Genomic DNA, 22,746 nt, shown 5'->3' on the forward strand with positions numbered 1-22,746 from the left:
ACCAACTCAGCCACATCGTCTACGACACAAGCCCCACCGCAGAAGAAGGCCTCTGGACCCGATCAGGACACGTCCACTAAACGAACACGCCCGAACCCATCCACTCTTTTTGGCCGATAAGCCCCCACTGCTCGCAGCCCGGTCCAGCAAACCGGCACAACAGCACGAAACAGGTACGACTCTGGGGCTCCGATCCCGGCTCACCGGACCGCGCTGCGATCGCCGGGTTAAAAGCAAGGGGCGGCACCTATTGGGGGGAACAGGTGCCGCCTCAGCGACGAGGGATTGGGGGGAATCTCGCTCGCCGCACGCCAGAATTATCATTCGGCCGATCGATAGTGTACGCCATCGCGAGCTTTGCGCAAGACGTTTTTTCCACACTTGTTGCGGACCCCGACGAAGCCGCCATCGCCGACGGCCCGACACGGGTGACGACGCGGATGAGAGCGCGCACAGATCACGCCGGTCGATGCCCGGTCCTCGGCCGGTCGAGCACCCAAGCCGCCCCCGCTCACTCGTCGTCCACATGTCGCTCCGTGGCGCCGATTCCACCCGTGCTCGCAGGGGCGGCGGTCAACCGGTATCGTCTTTTGCGTTGTGCCAGCCGCCCCTTGACACACCTCGCGAAGGAGCGAAATTCCATGTCTTCAGACACGATCGACAACCTGTTGCACGAGTCACGGCGATTCGCGCCGAGTCCAGAGTTCGCGGCCAATGCCGTCGCGAAGCCGGCGTTGTACGAGGAGGCCGCCGCCGACCGCCTCGGCTTCTGGGCCGATCAGGCGCGCGAGCTGGTCCACTGGCACACCCCGTTCACCCGCACGCTCGACTGGTCGAACCCGCCGTTCGCCAAGTGGTTCGACGACGGCGAGCTCAACGTCGCGTACAACTGCCTCGATCGTCACGTGCTCGCCGGCAACGGCGACCGCGTCGCGCTCCACTGGGAGGGGGAGCCCGGAGACTCTCGCTCCATCACGTATGCGGAGCTCACGGCCGACGTGAAGCGTGCGGCGAACCTCTTGACGAGCCTCGGTGTCCGTGAAGGCGATCGCGTCGCGATCTACATGCCGATGATCCCCGAAGCCGTCGTCGCGATGCTGGCGGTGGCCCGCATCGGTGCCGTGCATTCGGTCGTCTTCGGCGGATTCAGCGCCGACAGCCTCCGCTCGCGCATCGACGACGCGAACGCGAAGCTCGTCATCACGGCCGACGGCGGCTACCGCAAGGGCAAGGTCTTCCCGCTCAAGGAAGCGGTGGACGCTGCGCTGGCGGATGGCGGCACCAACGTGCAGAAGGTGCTGGTGGTGCGCCGCGGCGAAAACGACGTCGAGTGGGTCGAGGGACGCGACCTCTGGTGGCACGAAGAGATGCCGCTCGTCGACGCGGACCACGAGGCGAAGCCGTTCACGGCCGAGCATCCGTTGTTCATCCTGTACACGAGCGGCACGACAGGGAAGCCGAAGGGCATCGTGCACACCTCTGGCGGCTACCTCACGCACGCCGCTTACACGCACAAGTACGTGTTCGACCTGCACCCGGAGACGGACGTCTACTGGTGCTCGGCGGACGTCGGCTGGATCACGGGCCACACCTATGTCGTATACGGTCCGCTCGCCAACGGCGCCACGCAGGTGCTGTACGAAGGAACGCCCGAGTACCCGGAGCCGGGCCGCTGGTGGCAGCTCATCGAGAAGTACAAGGTGAGCATCTTCTACACGGCGCCCACTGCCATCCGCTCGTTCATGAAGCAGGGCAGGCAGATCCCGCAGCAATACGACCTGTCGTCGCTGCGCGTGCTCGGATCGGTCGGCGAGCCGATCAACCCCGAGGCCTGGATCTGGTACCGAGACGTCATCGGCGGCGACCGCACTCCTGTCGTCGACACGTGGTGGCAGACCGAGACCGGGGGCATCATGATCTCGGCGCTCCCGGGCATCACCGTGACGAAGCCAGGCAGCGCGCAGGTTCCGCTCCCCGGCATTTCGGTGGACGTCGTGACGGATGCCGGCGTGTCGGTCGGCGCCGACCAGGGCGGCCTGCTCGTGGTCACCGAACCGTGGCCTGGCATGCTGCGCGGCATCTGGGGCGACCCCGAGCGTTACAAAGAGACCTACTGGTCGAAGTTCGGCGACAAGTACTTCGCGGGCGACGGTGCACGCCGCGACAAAGACGGCGAGATCTGGCTGCTGGGCCGCGTCGACGACGTCATGAACGTCTCTGGTCACCGACTCTCGACCGCGGAGATCGAATCGGCCCTCGTCGCGCACTCCTTCACGGCCGAGGCCGCCGTCGTCGGCGCATCCGACGAGACGACGGGGCAGGCTGTCGTCGCCTTCGTGATCATCAAGGAGAACCAGCGCGAGGCTGCGGCGCAGCTGGATGTCAACGCCGAGCTGCGTGCGCACGTCGCGCAGCAGATCGGCGCGATCGCCCGTCCCCGCGACATCTACATCGTCGAGGAGCTGCCGAAGACCCGCAGCGGCAAGATCATGCGTCGTCTGCTCCGTGATGTCGCAGAGGGACGCCCGGTCGGCGACACGACGACCCTCGCAGACACCACCGTGATGGCGATCATCACCGACAAGCTCACGGGTGGCGTGGCTCCCTCGGAGGACTGAGCAGAGGGTCGCACGCGCCAGGTCGCGTTGCGACAGCGCTGTCAGAGACGATTGCTCTGACGAAGAACGGTCGGCCGGAGGAAGTGAGATCTTCCTCCGGCCGACCGTTCTCATCCGAGCTTCGGCGCGACCGCCCTACTCGAAGGCGACGATCAGTTCGATCTCGACCGGAGCATCCAGCGGCAGCACCGCGACACCGACGGCCGACCGCGCATGTCTGCCCGCATCACCGAAGATCTCGCCGAGCAGCAGCGACGCGCCGTTCACGACGCCGGGCTGTCCGGTGAACGCCGGATCGGATGCCACGAATCCGGTCACCTTGACGACCTGCGTGATCCTGTCCAGCGATCCGATCACGGACCTGACAGCCGCGAGCGCATTGAGGGTCGCCGTTCGCGCGAGAGCCTGAGCGTCATCCGCAGGGACGAGGCCATGGCCATCGCCGACCTTGCCGGTGGCGGGAAGCGCGCCAGAGACCATCGGGAGCTGGCCCGCGGTGTACACGAGCGATCCGTTGATCAGAGCCGGGACGTACGCCGCGACGGGCGGTACGACATCCGGAAGGTCGATCCCGAGCTCGGCCAGACGTGCCTCGAAGGCGCCCATCAGTCGTCCTCGACCGGACGCTTGAAGTACGCGACGAGACCGCCCTCGGGGCCTGTGACCACCTGCACGAGTTCCCATCCCTCCGATCCCCAGTTGTTCAGGATGGCTGCCGTGTTGTGCACGATCAGCGGTGTTGTCACATACTCCCAGCGACGCATCGGTCTCTCTCTTCGTCTGCGGCGCGGGCGTGCCCCGCGCGATGGCGCATCTGAAGGCAATCCCATCACGGATGCTCCGCGCAACCCGAGCGAATCCGTCGCGACCGCGAGCATCCGCTGCTCCACCGCTCTGAGGGCGGTCGCCCACCACCATCGACGGCGTTCGACGTGGTCATGCGTGCCGAACCGCGCACTGACCCAGGTGTGCGTTCCCTGAGAGCCGGATGGGAAACGGCGCAACCCCTGGGAGCCAGGCTGAGCGGACAGACTACCCGCCCTCGCCAGTTCTGGTCTGTCCCACAGCGTCCACACGGCGGCGCCCTCGGTACGCGGTTTGCCAGGTTCTGCCGCTAGCCTGGGCGACATGTCTGCCCAAAAACCCACGGCTAGAGGTGCGCTCAGCGCCCTCGGCGCGTTCATCGGAATGAGCGTTGTCGCCGGCCTTCTTGTGACAGCAGCAGTGACTCCGGCTATCGCCGTCACCGGCATGGCCGCGAACAACGGCATCGGCGCGTTCGACGGCCTCCCCGAGTTCCTCGACATCGGGACGCTCCCGCAGGTGTCGACCATCTACGCGAAGCAGGGCGGCCAGGACGTCCCCATCGCCACGTTCTATTCGCAGAACCGCGTCGAGGTGGGTTCCGACGACATCGCCCAGGTGATGAAGGACGCCACGATCTCCACGGAGGACCCGCGCTTCTACGAGCACGGCGGCATCGACGTGGAGGGCACCGCCCGCGCCATCATCATGACCGGACTGCTGCACAAGTCGACATCGGGCGGATCGTCCATCACGCAGCAGTACGTGAAGAACGTCAAGGTTCAGCAATGCGAGAAGCTCAATCTCAAAATCACCGGCGGTGACGAGAAGACCTTGAAGAAGCGCCAGGCAGCCCAGGACAAGAAGTACATGGACTGCTACAACGACGCGACCGATCCGACCATCTCCCGCAAGGTCGAGGAGATGAAGCAGGCGATCGGCCTCGAGAAGAAGTACTCGAAGAACGAGATCCTCAACGGATACCTCAACATTGCGGGCTTCGGCGGCTCCGTCTATGGCGTCGAGTCCGCGGCGCGCTACTACTTCGGGGCGACGGCGAAGACGCTCACGCTCCCCCAGGCGGCAACCCTCGTCGCGATCCTGAACAACCCGGCCAACCTGCGCATCGACCAGGACAAGGCGACGAATCCCGGGAACAACGCGGACAACGGCTTCAAGCGAACGCTCGACCGTCGCAACTACGTGTTCCGCAGCATGCTGAAGAACCACAAGATCACGCAGCAGCAGTACGACGAAGCCGTCAAGACCAAGATCGAGCCGAAGATCACGCCTCAGCCCAACGGCTGCGAGACGGCGGCGCAGTACAACGCGGCGTACTACTGCGACTGGGTGCAGCACCTGGTCGCCGACGACGCCGGTCTCGGAAAGACCGAGGCCGAGCGCGACGCGCTGTTGCGCGCAGGCGGTCTGAAGATCTACACCCCGCTGAATCTGGACATCCAGGCGACGGCTCAGCAGTCGCTGAGCTCGATCGTCCCGTCGTCCAAGGCAGGCGTCTCCCTTGGTGGCACGAACCTCTCGGTGGAAGTGGGCACCGGTCGCGTCATCTCGATGGTGCAGAACACCAACTACACCGCAGGAGCGTCTGACGACCCGAACTATTCGGGAATCAACTACAACACCGACTTCCAAGATGGAGGATCGGGTGGATTCCAGACCGGGTCGACCTACAAGCTCTTCACGCTGCTGGAGTGGCTGAAGGAGGGCCACTCAATCAACGACATGATCAGCGCGCCCGCCGGACCGGTCTCCATCCCGGCGAGCAAGTGGCACTCGACATGTCCCTCGGACGCCCCTGCCGCAACATGGCCGAGCGTTGGCAACGACTCCGCCGGTGAAGGCGGCAACATGAGCGTCGCCACGGCGACGGCCCAGTCGGTCAACACCGCATTCGCCGTCATGGGCACGAAGCTCGACCTGTGCGGCATCCGTCAGATGGCCGTGAACCTGGGCATCCACACGGCCAGCCCGACGGTGTGGAGCGACGACCTGCAGAAGGACGTCCCCAACCCGCTGCTCGGCAGCCCGGCGACCATCCTCGGCACCAACGAGCTGTCGCCGCTGACGCTGGCGACGGCGTACGCCGGGGTCGCCAACGGCGGCAAATGGTGCACGCCGGTCGGAATCGACAAGATCGTCAGTTCCGACGGCAAGGAGCTGCCCGTCACGCCGTCCACCTGCACTCAGGGCGTCGACGCGAATGTCGCGGCGGGCGCCATCAAGGCGCTTCAGGGCGTCGTCTCCGGTGGAACCGGCTCCATCGCGAATCCGCGAGATGGCGTTCCGATCTTCGGCAAGACCGGAACCACCGACCACGCGGCCCAGAACTGGTTCGTCTCCTCGACCACGAAGGTCGCGAACGTCTCCTGGGTCGGTCAGACGGTAGGCAACTCCGTGAACTTCGGCAACCTGTCGCTGGGCGGTCACGGTGGTCGCGACGCCAAGCTCTATGTCGCCAAACCCGTCATCGCCGCTCTCAACAAGATCTATGGCGGTGACCCGTTCCCCCAGGCGACCGGCACGGTACTCCAGGCCAAGCAGATCGCCGTCCCCGATCTGACGGGCAAGTCGCCCGCTGACGCGCAGACGACGCTCGAGGCCCTCGGCCTTCAGTACGAGGACGGCGGCCCCGTCGACTCCGCGCAGCCGGCCGGGACCGTTGCCAGCACGAACCCGGCCGCCGGGTCGAACGTCGGAATCGGTGGGTCCGTCACGGTGTACACGTCCAAGGGCAACCTGGCTGCGATACCCGATGTCACGGGCAAGACGGTGGCTGAAGCCACGGTGGCCCTGACTGCAGCAGGGTTCTCGGTGCAGCAATCCGGCAACAACGATCCCACGGCGACGGTGACTGCCACGGATCCGCCGGCCGGCACGCCGGCGCAACCGGGCACGAAGGTCAAGCTCACGGTCGATAGCGGCGGGGGCGGCAAGAACACATCCAGCCCGAATCCGGGGAACGGCTGATGACTCGTCGCGGGGGCGGGAGCGCGGTCGGAACGGTCGCGCTCGCGCTCGGGGCGGCATCCGCTGCCGCCGTTGTCTGGGGCACGCTCATCGAACGTCGCTGGTACGCCCTGCGGCAGGTCAGCGCCCCTGTGCTCCCCGCCGGTGTCAAGCCGATCAGGGTGCTGCACCTCAGCGACCTGCACATGGCGCCGTGGCAGCGCGACAAGCAGGAGTGGATCCGTTCGCTGGCGGCATTCGCGCCGGATCTCGTCGTCGACACGGGCGACAACCTCGGACACCAGCGTGGATTCGATGGCGTGGAGTACGCGCTCGAGCCGTTCCGCGGCATCCCGGGCGCCTTCGTCAACGGATCGAACGACTACTACGGTCCGATCCCGAAGAACCCGATGCGGTACTTCGGCGGTCCGTCGAAGGTGCAGCTGAAGCCGTCCAACCTCGACACGAACGAGCTGACCGGATATTTCACGAACGAGCTCGGCTGGCTCGATCTGAACAACCACGCCGGCGAGCTGACGGTGAACGGAACACGGATCGAGTTCTTCGGTGTGGACGACCCGCACCGAAGCTTCGACCGTCTGGACACGGTGATCGGCGAGCTCGACGAGCTGCGAGCATCCGAAGTGACGGATGCCACGTGGCCGGATCGAGCGTCAGCGCGCGAGGCCGACGTGCCCACGGTCTCGATCGGGGTGGCGCACGCGCCGTACCGGCGCATCCTCGACTCCTTCGTCACGAATGGTGCGAGCATGATCTTCGCCGGGCACACCCACGGCGGTCAGGTCTGCGTGCCCGGTGTCGGTGCCCTCGTGACGAACTGCGACCTCCCGCGCAGCCAGGCCAAGGGCCTGAGCACGTGGACGCACGCGCTGCGCGTCGCGTACCTCAACGTGTCAGCAGGCCTTGGCACGTCGATCTACGCGCCGGTGCGCTTCGCGTGCCGTCCGGAGGCGACGCTCATCACGCTTGTACCGCAGGACACCGTCGACTGATCGGGTGCGACGCCGGACGGATCGAAAGCGACGCTGGGATCCACTGGGCGTCATCCGCCGTCGGGCACTCGCGGTCGGAGGACACCTCATCTGTCTGGAGCACATCGGAGTTTCCCAGAAGACGCCCCCCGGATTCTGAAACCAGGCATAGCGGTCGTCCACGGCGAGGCCAGACTGTCCACGTAGCCTCCACTGGTGGCATTCCGTTCGACTCGCGCACCCTCGTCCCGGCGTTTGGCAGCCTTCGGCGCCTTCGTCGCCATGAGCGCCGTGGCTGCCGTGCTCGTCGCCGCCGCGGCGACCCCCGCTGCCGCCGTCACCTCGCTCGCGGTGAGCGATGCGACGGCAGCGTTCAACGGCCTCCCCGACTATCTGGCGCTGCAGCCGCTCGACCAGACGACCACCTTCTACGCCCAGAAGGGCGGCCAGGAGGTCCCGATCGCGACCTTCTACGCGCAGAACCGCCAAGACGTGTCATGGGATCAGATCGCGCAGTCCGTGAAGGACGCGGCTGTCGACACGGAGGATCCGCGGTACTACTCGGAGGGCGGCATCGACGTGCTCGGCACGATCCGCGCCGTGATCGCCACCTCTTCTGGCGATGATGTGCAGGGCGGATCATCCATCACGCAGCAGTATGTGAAGAACGTGCTCGTGCAGCGCTGCGATCAGCAAGACGTCGTCGACACCGGCGCATCCAAGAAGGATCAGGCGAAGCAGCAGGCCAAATTCGAGCAGTGCTATCAGGACGCCGCCGGCGTCACCGTGTCGCGCAAACTGCAGGAGATGCGCTACGCGATGGGCATCGATCAGCGCTACAGCAAGCAGCAGATCCTGCAGTCCTACCTCAACATCGTCGGCTTCGGCGGTCAGGTATACGGCATCCAGGCAGCGGCACAGCACTACTTCGGCGTCGACGCCAAAGACCTCGACGTTGTGCAGTCCGCGACCCTCGTCGCGATCGTGAACAACCCGTCCAACCTGCGCATCGACGAAGACAAAACGACAAACACCGCGAACAACGCCGACAACGGGTACAAGCTCACGAAGGAGCGACGCGACTACGTGCTGCAGCGGATGCTCGTGCACGGCTCGATCACGCAGGCGCAGTACAAGCAGGCGGTCGCCACCCCTGTCACACCGAAGATCACCGAGCTGCAATCCGGATGCCAGTCCGCGGTCGCGTACGACGCGGGCTTCTTCTGCGACTACGTCGAGCACGTGATGCTGCAGGATCCCACGTTCGGCAAGACCGCGGATGCCAGGGAGCTCCGCTTCCAGCGCGGAGGCATGGACGTCTACACAACGCTCAACCTCGACCTGCAGGACACGGCGCAGTCGGCGCTGAGCACCTGGGTGCCCGCATCCGATTCGGAGGTGGACATCGGCGGCTCCAACGTCTCCGTCGAGGTCGGCACCGGCCGCATCGTCACGATGGTCGAGAACAAGGCGTTCGACGACACCGGCGGCGGCGACCCGGGAAGCACAGCCATCAACTACAACACGGACAACGCCTATGGCGGTTCGAACGGCTTCCAGACAGGATCGTCGTTCAAGGCGTTCGACCTCGCGGCGTGGTTCGAGGCCGGGCACTCGGCATCCGAATCCGTCGATGCGCACTACTCCGGATACGCGTTCCCGTTCAGCGACTTCACCGCGTCGTGCGAAGGGGGCAGGCTCAGCGGTGGGTCGTATCCGGTGAGCAACGACTCGTCATCCGAGGGCGGGCAGATGAGCGTGCTGGCCGCGACCGAGTCGTCGGTGAACACAGCGTTCATGCAAATGGCCACGCAGCTCGACCTGTGCAACATCGCGAACGTGGCCAAGGCGCTCGGCGTGCACTCCGCGTCCCCGTCGGCGAATCCGTTCCAGATCGTGCCGTCGATGGTGATCGGCACGAACTACATCGCTCCCCTGACGATGGCGACCGCCTACGCTGCCATCGCCGACAACGGCGTGTACTGCTCCAATGTGGCGATCGACAAGATCGTGACGACGACGGGCGCGAGCGTCGCGGTGCCGAAGTCCACGTGCACGCAGGCGATCCCGTCGACCGTTGCGGCGGCCCTCGCCTGGACGCTTGAGCACGTGATCACGGCAGGCACAGCCACCTCTGCAAATCCCGACGACGGCACGCCGATCCTCGCGAAGACGGGCACGACCGACAGCTACCAGCAGAACTGGCTTGTGACCTCGAGCTCCAAGGTGGCGAACGCGACCTGGGTCGGTCAGATCAGCGGCAGCCACGATCTGCGCGACTACTACTACAACGGATCCCCGCTCAACAACGCGAAGTTCTACGCCGACCGCACGATCCTGAAAGCGCTGGACGGCGTCTATGGAGGGTCAGAGTTCACGACCCCGCCCACCACGCTGATCTACGGATCCGCCAAGTCTTCGACGACCCAGTCCGGCAACGGGCAATCCTCCCAGAGCAGCACTGAGGGAAACAGCACCCCGAACGGGAACGGCGACGAGAACGGAACGTCGACGGGATCCGGTGACGGATCCGGCACGGGAAGTGGCACTGGCACAACGGGCACGGGCGGCTCGACCGGCACCGGAACAGGATCCGGCTCAGGATCCAGTACCGGCTCCAGCGGCAGCGGCAGCGGCGGCGGCGCGAGTCCCCCGACGACCGGCGGATGACGGATCACGGATGACAGGACCGACGTCCCCATCGGCGCGCTGACCCACGCCCGACGCCCGAGCAGCGATGTGCGGGAGCGGGCGTTCACGATCGCTCCGTCCACAGCATCCGATTCCGTTCCGACCTGCGACATCCCTCAGCAAGCCGTGACTCGAACGAGTGTCACGCGTAGCCTCGGGTAGGTGAGATCAGCGGTACAGGCCTGGGGGGCACTTGTCGGATTCATCGCCATGAGCGCGGTGGCCGGCGTTCTCGTCGTCAGTGCGGTCACGCCCGCCGCGGCCGTCGCCTCTCTTGCCGTGAGCGACGCAACGGGTGCGTTCGACGGGCTGCCGGACTACCTCGCTCCGCAGCCACTCGACCAGACGACCACCTTCTATGCGTCGAAGGGTGGCCAGCCCGTTCCCATCGCCACCTTCTACGCCCAGAACCGCGAAGACGTCGCGTGGGATGCCATCTCCCAGTCCATCAAGGACGCAGCCGTCTCCACGGAGGACCCGAGGTTCTACAGCGAGGGCGGCATCGACGTCATCGGCACGGTGCGCGGCGCCTTGTCCACCGCGGCTGGCAATGATGTGCAGGGCGGATCCTCGATCACGCAGCAGTACGTGAAGAACATCCTGGTGCAGCGCTGCGAGCAGGACGAGGCCGTCGATCCCAACGCGAGCGCGGACGTGCAGAAGAAGCAGCAGACCAAGTTCGAGGCCTGCTACGAAGATGCGACCGGCGTCACGATTCAGCGCAAGATGCAGGAGATCCGCTACGCCATCGGTCTCGACAAGAGGTACAGCAAGGACCAGATCCTGCTCAGCTACCTCAACATCGTGGGATTCGGCGGCCGCGTGTACGGCGTGCAAGCGGCGGCCCAGTACTACTTCGGCACAGATGCCAAGAGCCTCACGCTGCCGCAGGCTGCGACGCTTATCGCCATCCTGAACAACCCGAACTATCTGCGCATCGACGACGGCTCGACCTCATCGGACAACGTCGCGGCCAAGGGATTCCCGGCAACCATGGAACGTCGCAACTACGTTCTGAAGCGGATGCTCGTGGCTCACACGATCACGAAGGCCGAGTACACGCAGGCGGTCGCCAGCAAGATCGATCCGCACATCACGCCGAAGCCGTCCGGATGCCAGAGCGCTGTGGCATCGGACGCCGGCTTCTTCTGCGACTACGTGCGCATCATCATGCAGTCGGATCCGGCGTTCGGCAAGACGTCCGAGCAACGGCAGCAGCTCTTCCAACAGGGTGGTCTGCAGGTCTACACGTCTCTCAACCTCGATCTGCAGAACGTCGCGCAGGCCGCGCTCAGCGGATACATCCCACCCACCTACAGCCTGGATCTCGGCGGCGCGAACGTCTCGATGGAGGTGGGTACAGGTCGAGTCGTCACGATGGTCGAGAACAAGCAGTTCGACGACAGCGGCAGCCCCGACCCCGGAACGACTGCCATCAACTACACGACTGACTACGCGTACGGCGGGTCGAACGGATTCCAGACCGGATCGTCCTTCAAGGCGTTCGACCTCGTCGCCTGGCTAGAGGCGGGCCACTCGCTCTACGAGAGCATCAATGCCAACGTGCACACGTACAACGAGAATTCGTTCGCGACCTGCGGCGATGGATTCAACGGAGTCACGTGGAATGTCGCCAACGACGAATCGTCGGAGGGCGGCACGATGTCCGTGCTGCAGGCCACGGAGGCATCGGTGAACACGGCGTTCGCCATGATGGCCACCAAGCTCAACCTCTGCAACATCTCGAATGCCGCGAACGCCCTCGGTGCACACTCCGCCAACCCTGCACCAGTCGACCAGGGTGGCAATCCCTGGGTCATCAACCCGCCCATGGTGATCGGAACCAACTACATCTCACCCCTCTCGATGGCCACGGCGTACGCGGGCATCGCGAACGGCGGCCGCACCTGCACCCCCATCGCGATCGACAGGATCGTGGATTCTGCTGGCAAGGAACTTCCGGTGCCGAAGACGACCTGCACCCAGGCGATTCCGGAGAACATCGCAGCGACCGTGACATGGGCCCTTGAGCACGTTCTGACGGCTGGCACGGCGACCGGGGCCAACCCCAACGACGGCGTCCCGATCATGGGCAAGACAGGAACGACGGACTACGCGCACGAGAACTGGCTGGTCACCTCGACGAGCAAGGTGGCGCAGGCGACCTGGATCGGACTCATCACGAGTCCGCTGACCCTCGACTTCCACCACTATTACTTCAACGGGGTGCAGGGTAACAACGTCAAGTTCAACGTGGTGAAGCAGATCCAGCGCGCGCTGGACGCCGCGTACGGCGGAGGCGCATTCCCCGCGCCAGACAACAAGCTCATCTATGGCAGCGCGCCGAAGGCGACAACGACGCCTGCGCCCACTGGGGGAACCGGCACAGGTGGCAACGGTGCGAATCCCCCGACTCAGGGCGGCGGCACCGGCGGCAATAACGGCGGCGGCGGTAACACCGGCGGCGGCGGGAACGGCGGCACAGGAACACCAGGTGGAAACGGCGGCACCGAAGGTGGCGGCGGACGCGGTTAGCGCCTGAATGCCGGGCCAAGGCACCGCCCGCGTGGTTCGTCGGGCCTCCGCCAACGTGTATCCTTATGGAGGCCTTTCGGGGCCATCGGGGTGTGGCGCAGCTTGGTAGCGCGCTTCGTTCGGGACGAAGAGGCCGCAGGTTCAAATCCTGTCACCCCGACGTTGTAATGCAGAAGGACCCGGTCGAGAGACCGGGTCCTTCTGCATTACAACTCGCACATGTCAGGCGGGGTCCCCGCCGCCGGAGGCTCCGCGCGCCGCTGTGCGGCGTGTGGAGGGGCGGTGGGGCGCACCCCGACCAGAAGCACAGCCCGGCCCGCAGGCCGGTCCGTGACGAAGGCCGGTCCGTGACGAAGGCCACGGCAGCCAGGGCGCGGCCGCTCGTGCCAAAGGCACGGCACGGCACGGCACGGCACGGCACGAAAAACTAGCACCCTCAGGCGGAGAAACGCGCACCCTCGGGCGGAGAAACGCGCACCCTCGGGCGGAGAAACGCGCACCCTCGGCGAAGGGAGCGGGACGGGTCAAGCGAAGAGGTTCGCGACGAGCTCGAGGGAGTGGGCACGGGCATCCGCTTCCGCCGCACCGGAGGCGATCATGAGCTCGTCGGCTTCGGTCGAGGCGAGCAGGGACGCGAGCCTCTCGCGCACGACATCGGGCGTTCCGAACGCCTGGCGCGCATTGCGCTCGGCGATGAAGTCCAGCTCGAGCTGGCTGAACTCGTACGCGGATGCTTCCTCCACCGTCACCGGCTCCGGCTTCTGTCCGCGTCGCATCTGCAGGAACGAGATCGCTGCGGGCAGTGACTGGCGTCGCACTTCCTCTGGATCCTCGTTCGCGAGCACCGTGACGGCGATCATCGCGTGCGGCTGCTCGAGGGATTCGCTCGGCTGGAAGCGGTCTCGGTAGAGACGCAGCGCATCCTCGGTGTGCTCGCCCGCGAAGTGGTGCGCAAAGGCGAACGGGAGACCGAGCGCGGCGGCGACCTGGGCGCTGTATCCGCTGGATCCGAGGAGCCACACCTCGGGCTGATCGCCGAGGCCCGGCACGGCGCGCAGGCCGGCCAACGGATCGTTCGGACTGAAGCCACCGGTGAAGAAGCCGAGGAGGTCGAGGAGCTGCTGGGGGAAGTCCTCAGCGCCCAGGGCATCCGGAGACCGTCGCAGTGCTGCGGCGGTTGCCGGGTCGGTGCCCGGCGCGCGTCCGATACCCAGGTCGATGCGGTCGCCATAAAGGGCTCGAAGTGTGCCGAACTGCTCTGCGACGACGAGCGGCGCGTGGTTCGGCAGCATCACTCCCCCACTGCCGACCCTGATCCGCTCCGTTCGGGCCGCGATCCCCGCGATCAGCACGGCCGGCGCGCTCGAGGCGACGGCCGGCATCCCGTGGTGTTCCGCCACCCAGAAGCGGTGGAAGCCGAGCGACTCGGCGACTTGTGCCAGCCGGATGCTGCCGGCCACGGCATCCGCGTTGCTTGCGCCGGCCCCACGCGTGGCGAGGTCGAGCACGTTGAGGGGAACTCTGCGCAGATCGGTCACTCAGTGTTCAACCCATGAGCGCGACGGATGTTCCCACACGGCAGAACGGCGGATGTCGCCATCCGCCGTTCGCACGATCGCCCTCAGGAGTTGAGGCGCTGACGCCGCACGACCATCCGTACGACCACGATCGCCACACCGAGGAGCACGAGCCCGCTGGCCACCCAGATGATCAGCACCGGGATGGTGGACCCGGTCGCGGCCACCTCGCTGGATGACGATGACCCGTTCGACACCGCCGCCGCTGCGGCGACGACCGTGAACGTCTCCGTGTCCACGCTGCCGGATACCTCGCCGGTCGAGGTCACCGTGTAGGTGCCGCTCGCATTCGACGGAAGCGCGAGTGCGGCGGACGACGAACCATCGGCTCCCGCCGTCGTGCTAAACGGGCCGGACGTCACCGCGGTTCGGAAGGCTGCTTGCGTGACGGCGGTGTTTCCGCTGACGGTGATGCTGATCGCCTCGTTGTCCGTCCAGGTTCCCGCGTTGCACGTGATGGTGATCGTGCCGCCCGGCGTTGGAGAACCACTCACGCCGCAGGCACCCGAGGGCACATATCCTGCGGCGTTGGCGGCAAGCGGTACCGCGAATATCCCTAGAACGGCGAGCGCAAGGACAGCAAACAGTTTCCGAATCATCGAACATCTCCCCCGAGTAAGGCCGTCTCAGACGCGGCCCCGTTCGATCGTTACCTGGTCAGGGTATAACCCCGTTGCAGTCGACCGTAACCCCCTTCGTGGAAACTTCTCGAGTCAGCGGCGTGACGAACGCGCTCACCCGTTTTGCTGATCCCGCGCCATTTTCCTCGACGAGAGCGGCGGGATCCGCACCGAAATCAGCGTCGTCGAGGTGCCACCCGACGCGCATCGCCGCCACGGATTGGACCGTGTCATGGTCCCCCGAAGCGGACGTCTGCGACGCCAATGCGTCGGCGAGAAAGTCGAATCTCACGGTCTTGCTCTCCCCCGGCGCAAGCAGCATCGTGTACCGCGAAACCGAACGTCCGTCGTCGACGGCAGCCTTGGCGGTGACGTTCTCGCCTCCGACGGTCGTGCCGAGCCAGGCCGCCTGAGGTGGAGCGTAGACGGCGATCTGCGTGGCCACATTTCCCGGCGCCACACCGAACGCACCCCCGCCGGTGACATATGCAGGGAGCGAGGTGGCGGCATCCTTCGGTGCCGTGTTGGTGAGCGTGACAGCGACGGCGATGTTCGGCTTGCCGTCCGCCCGACACAGCGCCCGGCCGACGGCGACCGTCGCCCGCAAGTAGTAGTCCATCTTGGCGCCCGTTGCGTCGTTCAGGTAGACGCCGAAACGCTGTGAACCGTCGGTGCTGGTCGGCAGTCCACCGGCGAGCGACGTCTGGGCGAGCGACGTCTGTTCTTCCGGATGCGCGCTCCACACGAGAATGCGCCCCTCGCTGCCCGCGTGTGCGAGCGCAGCGAGCATCCGGACCGGGTTCGCCTTTCCGCTGGTGGTCGCGCTGAACACGGCGGTTGCGGCTCGAGCGAAGAACGCGTCCTGCTGCGCGACCGGATACTTCGCGTAGCTGTCGCTGAGAAGCACCTTCACGGCGTTGTCGGAGGTGAGGGTCTCTCCGGACGAGACAGTGACCGGCCCCGTCGCCTTGAGCAGATAGCTGAGCGCCACCGGATCCACCGAGAGCACGCCATCGACCTGCTGACCCGTGGACTTCTGCCAGAGCGTGCGGGCAAGCTGGCCGCTGAGTGCGAACTGCGGCGGCAGCGTGACGTCCTGGATGTACCGCCCGGGCAGAGCGCCGTAGAGCGCGAGTGTCGACTTCGGGAGCAGGCTCGTGGCATCCGCCTGGCCGGGGAAGTCTGCAGACGATGCCTGTCCGGTGAGCGTGATGGTGCCGTGGTCCACGTGCACGACCGCCAGTGCGCCGGGGATGCCGCCCGTCGAGCGCACCTCCGCGTTGTTCTGGAACAGCAGCAGATAGTCGCGCGGACCACTGGCACCGAGCATCGCAGGCAGCAGTTGCGCGGCGCGGTGGACGGCATCCGCCTCGTCGGATGCCGTGCTCAGCTCCGAACGCAGCGACACGACAGCGTCGCGGACGGGCCCGATGGTGCCGGCCGCATCGATCGCATCGGCGTCATCCGAGGCACGGTGAAGGGAGGTGGAGACCGTCGCCAGCGTGCCCGCCGCGGAACTCAGCACGCTCGTGTCCACCGTGCCGTTCTTCGGCGTGAAGTCCGAGGGCGAAAGGTGACCGGCGAGCGACGAGAGAGGCGCGACCGCGTTGTCGGAGGCATCCACGACGACGTCGGACGCCTCACGCACCGCCGCGAGGTTCGGGCCGAGCCACGGGACGAGTTCCGCTGCACGCCACACCGGATTGTGCGTGTCGCCCTGGGCTCGATGGGTGGACGCCGAGACGGATGCCGCGGCATCCTTCGCGGTCGCCAGCGCACTCGCGGCGTTGGTCGACGTCAGCGATGACTGCACATGGGCGAGCTCGTCGACGGACGCCTGCAACTGACCTCGCGCGTCGACGGCGAGCATCCCCAGGTACACGCCACCGCACACGACGGCCACGGCGAAGCCCGCGATCACCCACCCGATGAGCGCACCCGCACCACGCTTGCGCGCGGAGCGCTCATGCCTACGTCCCCCCGGCATGTGGTCCATTCAAGCATTGCGAGGGTGGGTTGGGGGGAAGCGGGCTCAACGCACCCAGGCGCACGACCGCCACCTATCAGCCCGACTCACCGGTATTCTCGGGCCTGCCTTTTGGCGGGCTCTCATAGAAGTAGAAATCAGCGAACGACCCGCCGCCGTTGTCAGTCGGGTCGTAGGGGAACGGGTTCTTGATGCAGCGCTCCAGCGTCCAGTCCGGACGGTGCTCTCCGATCCAACGGGTAAATTCGCGATGCCGCACATGCGCTGTCGAGGTCTTCGATTCGTAGTTGGACGCGTAGATCGCGACGTAACGAGTGCTGGAGTCGAAGAGGAGCCGCATGTGCGCGTCGAAGACGTCGTCCTCGACCAGGTGGTAGATGACGTCGAGCGACAGGGTCAGTTCCGCCCGGTCCTCTGTATAGTCGTCGAGCAGCAGGAACCGCTTCGTGGCGTCGTCCGCGAAGCGCTCGCGACAGATGCGGACGGCTTCCGAGCTGACATCGAATCCGACGTAGGACGGGTACCGCGCCAGCGACAACTGATGGCCGTCACCGACGCCCAGTTCGATGACGTTGTGGATGTCGTGGTCCGACACGAATTCGTTCAGAACCTCAGCTTTGTGCTCCGCCAGTTGCCCGTACGACCCCGCCCCGGAATTGCCACCGTTCGTATACCGTCGCTCCCAGTAGTCGCCGGATGTCGAGAAATCGCGCTGGCTGCGCCAGGACAGGAAACTCTCGTGGATGCGCTTTGCACCCGGGACGTGCCTGGCAATCGACTTGGCTGCGGCACTGAACGAATCCTGCGGCTTCTCCGTCACGAGTCTCTCCCCCTGTCGAACGCACGCAGTCGGGCTACGCCGCTGCCGTGTTCGTCGGTTGCATCCGTGTCTTCAACCCCAACGGCGCAGCAGCCACCACGATCCCCGGAACCTGTCGCGCCATGCCTGCACCCTGCTCACGCATGCACGTGGCCCATTCAAACACCATGCACGGGGGTGGCGTCCAGGGGGTTCGCAACCTGGCCTCGGTCGCGGATGCGCCGTGGTGGCGCTGCTGACAGATCCAGACCTTTCCGGTAGCGTCGGGACCGTCGTAGGGAATTCTCCGCGGGGTGAGGCGGAGAGGATTTCCGACAGTGACCGCTAGTCGTCGGGGGTAAGCGGTGAGTAATGCAGTGCGTTCGAAAACGGTGCGGCCGTCGGCGTCGTCGATGGTCGCGGAGATGCAGGGCTCCGCCCTATCGTCGGCGCGCCAGCCTAGGCCTGCGGCGGGCGGGACAAGGCGACCGTGAAAGTACTGATCACCGGCGGCGCTGGGTTCATCGGAAGCACGATCGCATCCGCCCTCCTCGATGCGGGCCACATTCCGGTCATCCTCGACAGTTTCGTCACGGGCAGACACGAGTTCGTGCAGGGTCGGATCCACTATGACGGCGATATCTCCGACGCGAGCCTGATTCGCCGGGTGTTCGCCGAGCATCCTGACATCGACGCCGTCGTTCACTGTGCGGCACTCATCGTCGTGCCCGAATCGGTCGCGGAGCCAGTTCTGTACTACGAGGCGAACGTTCTGGCGACCTTGCGGTTCGTCGAAGCCCTCCTGGAATGCGGATGCCGTCGCCTGATCTTCAGCAGTTCCGCGTCCATCTACCGCCCCGACGCCGACTTCACCGTCGACGAAGAGTCCCGGATCGAGCCGTTGAGCCCGTATGCACGCACGAAAGCCATCATCGAGGAGATGCTGGAGGACATCTCCGCCGCGTCGGCGTTGCGCGTCATGTCGTTGCGATACTTCAACCCGATCGGCGCCGACCCGCTCCTGCGCACCGGACTCCAGCTTCCGTATCCGACACATGCCCTCGGCAAACTGATCCTCCAGTCGTCCAACCGGATGCCCTTCACCATCACGGGCACCGACTATCCGACGCGCGACGGCACCGGCATCCGGGACTACATCCACGTCTGGGACCTGGCCCGAGCGCACGTCGCGGCTCTCGAACGCTTCGACGGCGCGGTCTCCGGCGCATCCTCGACGGCAATCAACCTGGGCACGGGACACGGGACGACCGTGCGAGAACTCGTCCGCGCTTTCGAGGCAGCGGTCCGTCATCCGGTTCTGGTCGAGGAGGCGCCGCGAAGGCCCGGCGACACCGCCGGCGCCTTCACACGGAGTGACAGGGCCCGGGAACGGCTGGGATGGACTGCCGAATACTCCCTCTCCGAAGGCATCGTGGACACCCTTCGATGGTTCGAAGCGCGCGCTACGAGGATGCCGGACCTCGTCCTCGCCTCGGTGCAGTGATGGACGAGCTCAAGGTTCGGGCGGCGACCGAAGAGGGCGCGCGGCTCCATAGCGACCCAGTCGACGAGAGAACCTCCACGTCAGTGCCCCGGATCACGATTCTCCACGTCGTGGAGTCCTTCGGCTCCGGTGTGAAGAATTCCGTCCTCAGCTATGTCGCGAACACGCCGGAGTTCGCGCACCATCTCCTCTGGTCGACGCACGCCGACACCGCCGTGGACGACGCCGATCTGGCGGCGTTCGCTTCCCACGAGCGGATGCCGGCCGGACACATCAGGCGTATCCACGCCGTCCGGGATTCGGTGGCACGGCTGTCGCCTCCTATCGTGCACGCGCACTCGAGTTGGGCCGGAATGTACGTTCGCTCCGCCCTTCGGCCGTCGCCCCGACTGTCGGTCGTGTACACACCACACGGCTATTCCTTCCAACGGCAGGACATTCCGGCCGCGGCCCGCGGGCTGTTCCGCGTGGCGGAGTGGGGACTGTCGTTCCGCACAACAACGATCGCCGCGTGCGGTCAGCACGAAGCTCGGCTGTCGGCGTGGCCATTCAAGCATCCGACGATCAACGTGGTGCCCAACGTCTTCCACGGTGTGGACCTGGCAATCATCCGCACGAGACCTCGGATGCGGAGCCGTGTGGCTGATCCATTGTCATCCGGCCTTCCAGTGATTGTCGGGGCCGGCCGACTCTGCAACGCGAAAGACCCGACATTCTTCGCCGCAACCATTCGGGCGCTCCGGGCGTCCGGTAGCCGCGCCCGTGCCATCTGGATCGGCGAGGGAGAGGACCACTTCGCTCGAGACCTCAGGGATGCCGATGTGGAGATCACCGGATGGCTCGACCGCAGCGATGCCGCCAAGGTTATGAGTCACGCATCCGTGTACCTCCACACCGCTCGCTGGGAAGGATTCCCGCTCTCCGTGCTCGAGGCCGCAGCCCTCGGCATTCCTGTGATCGGACGGGACATCGGAGCACTTCGCGACGAAGGGCTGCCGCTCCTCTTCTCCCGACCCATCGACTTCGTGGACGTCTGGCGTCGTTTGCAAGACGACGAACAGCGTCAGGCGGCAGAGTCGTTCTCCCGGCGCCTCGCGTCGTCCCACAGCGATGTCCATCAGGCGGACGCCCTGCGTGTCCTGTATCAATCGCTTCCCGCCGTGGCCGTGCCCTCACCCGGCTCAGACGGACCGGCCGGGCTCCGAGGGCGCCCATGAGCGTCGTCGAACAGGAATCCCGGAGCCGTGGGGCAACCACGACAGGCGACTACCTGATCGCCGTCTTCGCTGTAGCCGGCTACGTGATCGTCGGACTGCGGCAGTCCATCCTGCCTGCGAAGTTCTCGTTCGACGGCGACCGAATCCACTCGATCACGCTCGGCACGGGCTCCTCGCTTGGCGACAAAGCCTTCGGCAATGTGGCGTGGGTGTACGCGCAACTGGACCTCGGATCGCATCCGCTGCTGGCCGGAATGCTCGGATACACCGCCTTCCTGCTCATCCTTCTCGGAGTGTGGGTCCGTGTGCGGCGGAACGAGCCGAGCGTGTTCACGATCTTCGTGGCGTGCGTCGCCCTGGTGTTCGGCGCGGTCTATCTCGGGTACTACTCGAAGGACGTGTTGGTGCTTCCGATCGTGGCCGCGGTGCTCTTCCTGCCGCGCCACTTGGGGGCGGACGCTGTCATCATCGCGATGATGCTCGGATACGCGGCCTCGTTCCGCTCGTACTGGCTGCTTGTGGCGCTGCTCTACGCGGCATTTCGCGTTCTCGGCATCCACAAGAAGTCGCTCAGATTCATCGTGACCTCGATAGTGGTTGCCGTCATTGTGTTTGGACTGGCGATCTACGTCATCTACGGCACGGATCCCGACATCTACCGATCTTCGGTGAACGACGGACGGACTTTCGATCCGAACGCGCAGTCGATGATCACTCCGATCCTTACGTTCGCGGAGCCGTTGTCCGGGCTGATCAACAACGTTCTCACGGCGTTTTTCATGCTCGTGCCCATTCCCTTGCTCCTGAGTGGTGGCGGTCTCTATTACCTCGCCATCACGGTTGTGGTCACGATGATCTGGGCGTCTACCTACACCGGCCTGGCGCGGATGCGCAGGGTCGACGCCCCGACCCCATCCGAGAGCCTGTTCATCTCTGGTGCACGGGCGGCAGCGATTCTCTTGGCGTTTCTTTGTGTGCAGGCTCTCTTCGAGCCGGATTATGGCTCCGCCGTGCGTCATGTCACTCCCCTTCTTCCCGCTGCACTCGTAGTGTGCGGCTTGACACTGCGAAGTCTGCCGTCACGAGAGCAATCCACCCATGGCCACTTCACCCGGAACAACGAAGGCATGCCAGAAAGCACAACAGCAGTTGACGGCCACGGATCTGTGCGAGGACTCTCATGAACCGGACACCTCGATTCTCTGCTCGTCGATTCTCTGTTCGTTTGTCAGGCCGCGTGGACCAATGCGCGGCCAAGGCGGGGGATGCAGACGTCACGATCGCTTTGGCCGGCTGATGCATGTGATGTTCGTGGCTCAGTGCGTCTACGGTGGCGGGGCCGAAGTCGTTGTCAGCCGCTGGTCGAATCAGCTCGTCGAAATGGGACACAAAGTCGACCTGGTCACAACCAATCCAGACTTGGACGATATCGAATTGGACTCGCGCGTCGGCCGATATCGCATGCGCCATCTTCCACCGTTGCGCAAGGCTGTCGGACTACGTCGCCTGGTCCTCAAGCGCCGCCCTGACGTCGTCATGTCGCATCTGACCCGGCAGAATGTGATACTTCTCGCCTCTCTGCTCGGCGTCTCGCGCTCGAGGCGACCCGTCGTTGCGATCACGGAACATAGCGTGCTCAGCCTGATCTCCGGGACGACATGGACAGGCAGAGCGGGTCGCACTCTTGCCCGAGCGCTCTATCCACACGCGGACCTCGCCTTCTGCGTTTCGCACGCCGCAGCAGCAGACCTCCTGCGATACGGAGTCGCCGGCGACACGTTACGTGTGGTCGCGAATCCCCTGTTCGACCATCCGATTCCCATGCGCTCCCGCCCGAGCGTGTTCAGCCCCGGCAGTCACACAATCCGCCTGATCAGCCCTATGAGGCTTGCGGAGCAGAAACAGCCAGTGCGCGCGATCGAGACGGTCTGTGAATTACGTCGCAGAGGATACAACGCAGAACTCATCTCCTTCGGGGCCGGTCCCATGCTGACCGAGATGCAAGACACGGCGCGACGGCTGAAGGTCCCGGTGGACTTTCGTGGATGGGATCCCGCCTGGACAGACTCATGCGACGCGGACGACATCGTCCTGCTTCCGTCAAAGGTCGAGGGCCTTGGAAACGTCCTCGTCGAAGCCGCCGCCGCCGGACTCCGAAGTGTCGCTCCGTCGACCGCTTTGGGTGTTTCCGACGCATTGCTCCCGGGGATTACCGGCGAGCTCGCCTGCACGTCTTCAGCGTGCGATCTCGCCGACGCGGTCGAGCGTGTACGCACTGTCCGCTTGGAACTCCCCGTCGAATGGCTCGAGCGCTTCCGAACGGATTCCAGCGCGAACGCCCTCCTCGCCGCTTTGCAGTCTCGGATGCCGGCGAGCGCGGCACCATCTCCCGATGCCAAGGCTTCCTCCTGCGTCGATGGCTAGTCGGACAAAGA

The 22,746-nt window shown here is 65.5% G+C and carries 14 protein-coding genes, 1 tRNA gene and 1 pseudogene; 10 read left to right on the forward strand and 6 right to left on the reverse strand.

Annotation, left to right across the window (positions count from 1 at the left end; translation table 11 throughout):
* Window positions 1-641: 641 nt before the first annotated feature.
* On the forward strand, window positions 642-2,618 hold the full coding sequence (gene acs / locus ACX9R5_RS18235; RefSeq protein ID WP_459410484.1) for an acetate--CoA ligase: 1,977 nt from the start codon (window positions 642-644) through the stop codon (window positions 2,616-2,618).
* A 135-nt stretch (window positions 2,619-2,753) separates the two neighbouring features.
* On the opposite strand, the gene ACX9R5_RS18240 is transcribed toward acs, so the two are convergent.
* Together ACX9R5_RS18240 and ACX9R5_RS18245 are read right to left on the reverse strand one after the other, a co-directional pair.
* Window positions 2,754-3,224 (reverse strand): RidA family protein, encoded by a 471-nt coding sequence (locus tag ACX9R5_RS18240; protein ID WP_459410485.1) that lies wholly within the window; start codon window positions 3,222-3,224, stop codon window positions 2,754-2,756.
* 14 nt (window positions 3,225-3,238) lie between these two features.
* Window positions 3,239-3,382: pseudogene (locus ACX9R5_RS18245) on the reverse strand (DUF4177 domain-containing protein); the annotation flags it as partial.
* Between the two features lie 364 nt (window positions 3,383-3,746).
* Here ACX9R5_RS18245 and ACX9R5_RS18250 point away from each other — a divergent pair.
* The 5 genes from ACX9R5_RS18250 to ACX9R5_RS18270 all read left to right on the forward strand — a co-directional run bounded on the left by ACX9R5_RS18250 (window position 3,747) and on the right by ACX9R5_RS18270 (window position 12,767).
* Window positions 3,747-6,410, forward strand: a complete 2,664-nt coding sequence (locus ACX9R5_RS18250) for a transglycosylase domain-containing protein (RefSeq protein ID WP_459410486.1) — start codon at window positions 3,747-3,749, stop codon at window positions 6,408-6,410.
* Window positions 6,410-7,402 carry a metallophosphoesterase gene (locus tag ACX9R5_RS18255; RefSeq protein ID WP_459410487.1) on the forward strand — a complete coding sequence of 331 codons (993 nt, stop codon included), beginning with the start codon at window positions 6,410-6,412 and terminating at the stop codon, window positions 7,400-7,402. The genes ACX9R5_RS18250 and ACX9R5_RS18255 overlap by 1 nt, the downstream gene beginning before the upstream one ends.
* A gap of 195 nt (window positions 7,403-7,597) precedes the next feature.
* The gene (locus tag ACX9R5_RS18260; protein WP_459410488.1) at window positions 7,598-10,051 is read left to right on the forward strand and encodes a transglycosylase domain-containing protein; all 2,454 of its coding nucleotides are present in this window, start codon (window positions 7,598-7,600) and stop codon (window positions 10,049-10,051) included.
* Window positions 10,052-10,234: 183 nt separating this feature from the next.
* A complete protein-coding gene (locus tag ACX9R5_RS18265) occupies window positions 10,235-12,607 on the forward strand; it encodes a transglycosylase domain-containing protein (RefSeq protein WP_459410489.1) in 2,373 nt (790 codons plus the stop codon).
* An 86-nt stretch (window positions 12,608-12,693) separates the two neighbouring features.
* Window positions 12,694-12,767, forward strand: a tRNA-Pro gene (locus tag ACX9R5_RS18270).
* A gap of 364 nt (window positions 12,768-13,131) precedes the next feature.
* Here ACX9R5_RS18270 and ACX9R5_RS18275 read toward each other — a convergent pair.
* The 4 genes from ACX9R5_RS18275 to ACX9R5_RS18290 form a co-directional block, all read right to left on the reverse strand.
* Window positions 13,132-14,136: an LLM class flavin-dependent oxidoreductase gene (locus ACX9R5_RS18275; protein ID WP_459410575.1), complete on the reverse strand. Its 1,005-nt coding sequence runs from the start codon at window positions 14,134-14,136 to the stop codon at window positions 13,132-13,134.
* A 92-nt stretch (window positions 14,137-14,228) separates the two neighbouring features.
* Entirely contained in the window at window positions 14,229-14,678 is a 450-nt protein-coding gene (locus ACX9R5_RS18280; protein ID WP_459410490.1) for a hypothetical protein, read from the reverse strand.
* 163 nt (window positions 14,679-14,841) lie between these two features.
* The gene (locus tag ACX9R5_RS18285) at window positions 14,842-16,791 is read right to left on the reverse strand and encodes a DUF4012 domain-containing protein (protein ID WP_459410491.1); all 1,950 of its coding nucleotides are present in this window, start codon (window positions 16,789-16,791) and stop codon (window positions 14,842-14,844) included.
* A gap of 76 nt (window positions 16,792-16,867) precedes the next feature.
* Window positions 16,868-17,611 (reverse strand): class I SAM-dependent methyltransferase, encoded by a 744-nt coding sequence (locus ACX9R5_RS18290; protein ID WP_459410492.1) that lies wholly within the window; start codon window positions 17,609-17,611, stop codon window positions 16,868-16,870.
* A gap of 469 nt (window positions 17,612-18,080) precedes the next feature.
* Between ACX9R5_RS18290 and galE the strand changes: the two genes are divergently transcribed.
* The 4 genes from galE (at window position 18,081) to ACX9R5_RS18310 (ending at window position 22,735) form a co-directional block, all read left to right on the forward strand.
* Window positions 18,081-19,094 carry a UDP-glucose 4-epimerase GalE gene (gene galE / locus ACX9R5_RS18295; RefSeq protein WP_459410493.1) on the forward strand — a complete coding sequence of 338 codons (1,014 nt, stop codon included), beginning with the start codon at window positions 18,081-18,083 and terminating at the stop codon, window positions 19,092-19,094.
* Window positions 19,095-19,204: 110 nt separating this feature from the next.
* Window positions 19,205-20,311: a glycosyltransferase gene (locus ACX9R5_RS18300; protein ID WP_459410494.1), complete on the forward strand. Its 1,107-nt coding sequence runs from the start codon at window positions 19,205-19,207 to the stop codon at window positions 20,309-20,311.
* The gene (locus tag ACX9R5_RS18305) at window positions 20,308-21,495 is read left to right on the forward strand and encodes a hypothetical protein (protein WP_459410495.1); all 1,188 of its coding nucleotides are present in this window, start codon (window positions 20,308-20,310) and stop codon (window positions 21,493-21,495) included. Before ACX9R5_RS18300 ends, ACX9R5_RS18305 begins: the two co-directional genes overlap by 4 nt.
* Complete coding sequence (locus tag ACX9R5_RS18310) at window positions 21,410-22,735, forward strand: glycosyltransferase (protein WP_459410496.1); 1,326 nt, start codon at window positions 21,410-21,412, stop codon at window positions 22,733-22,735. Before ACX9R5_RS18305 ends, ACX9R5_RS18310 begins: the two co-directional genes overlap by 86 nt.
* Window positions 22,736-22,746 lie beyond the last annotated feature (11 nt).

The organism is Rathayibacter sp. CAU 1779 (assembly GCF_054551755.1).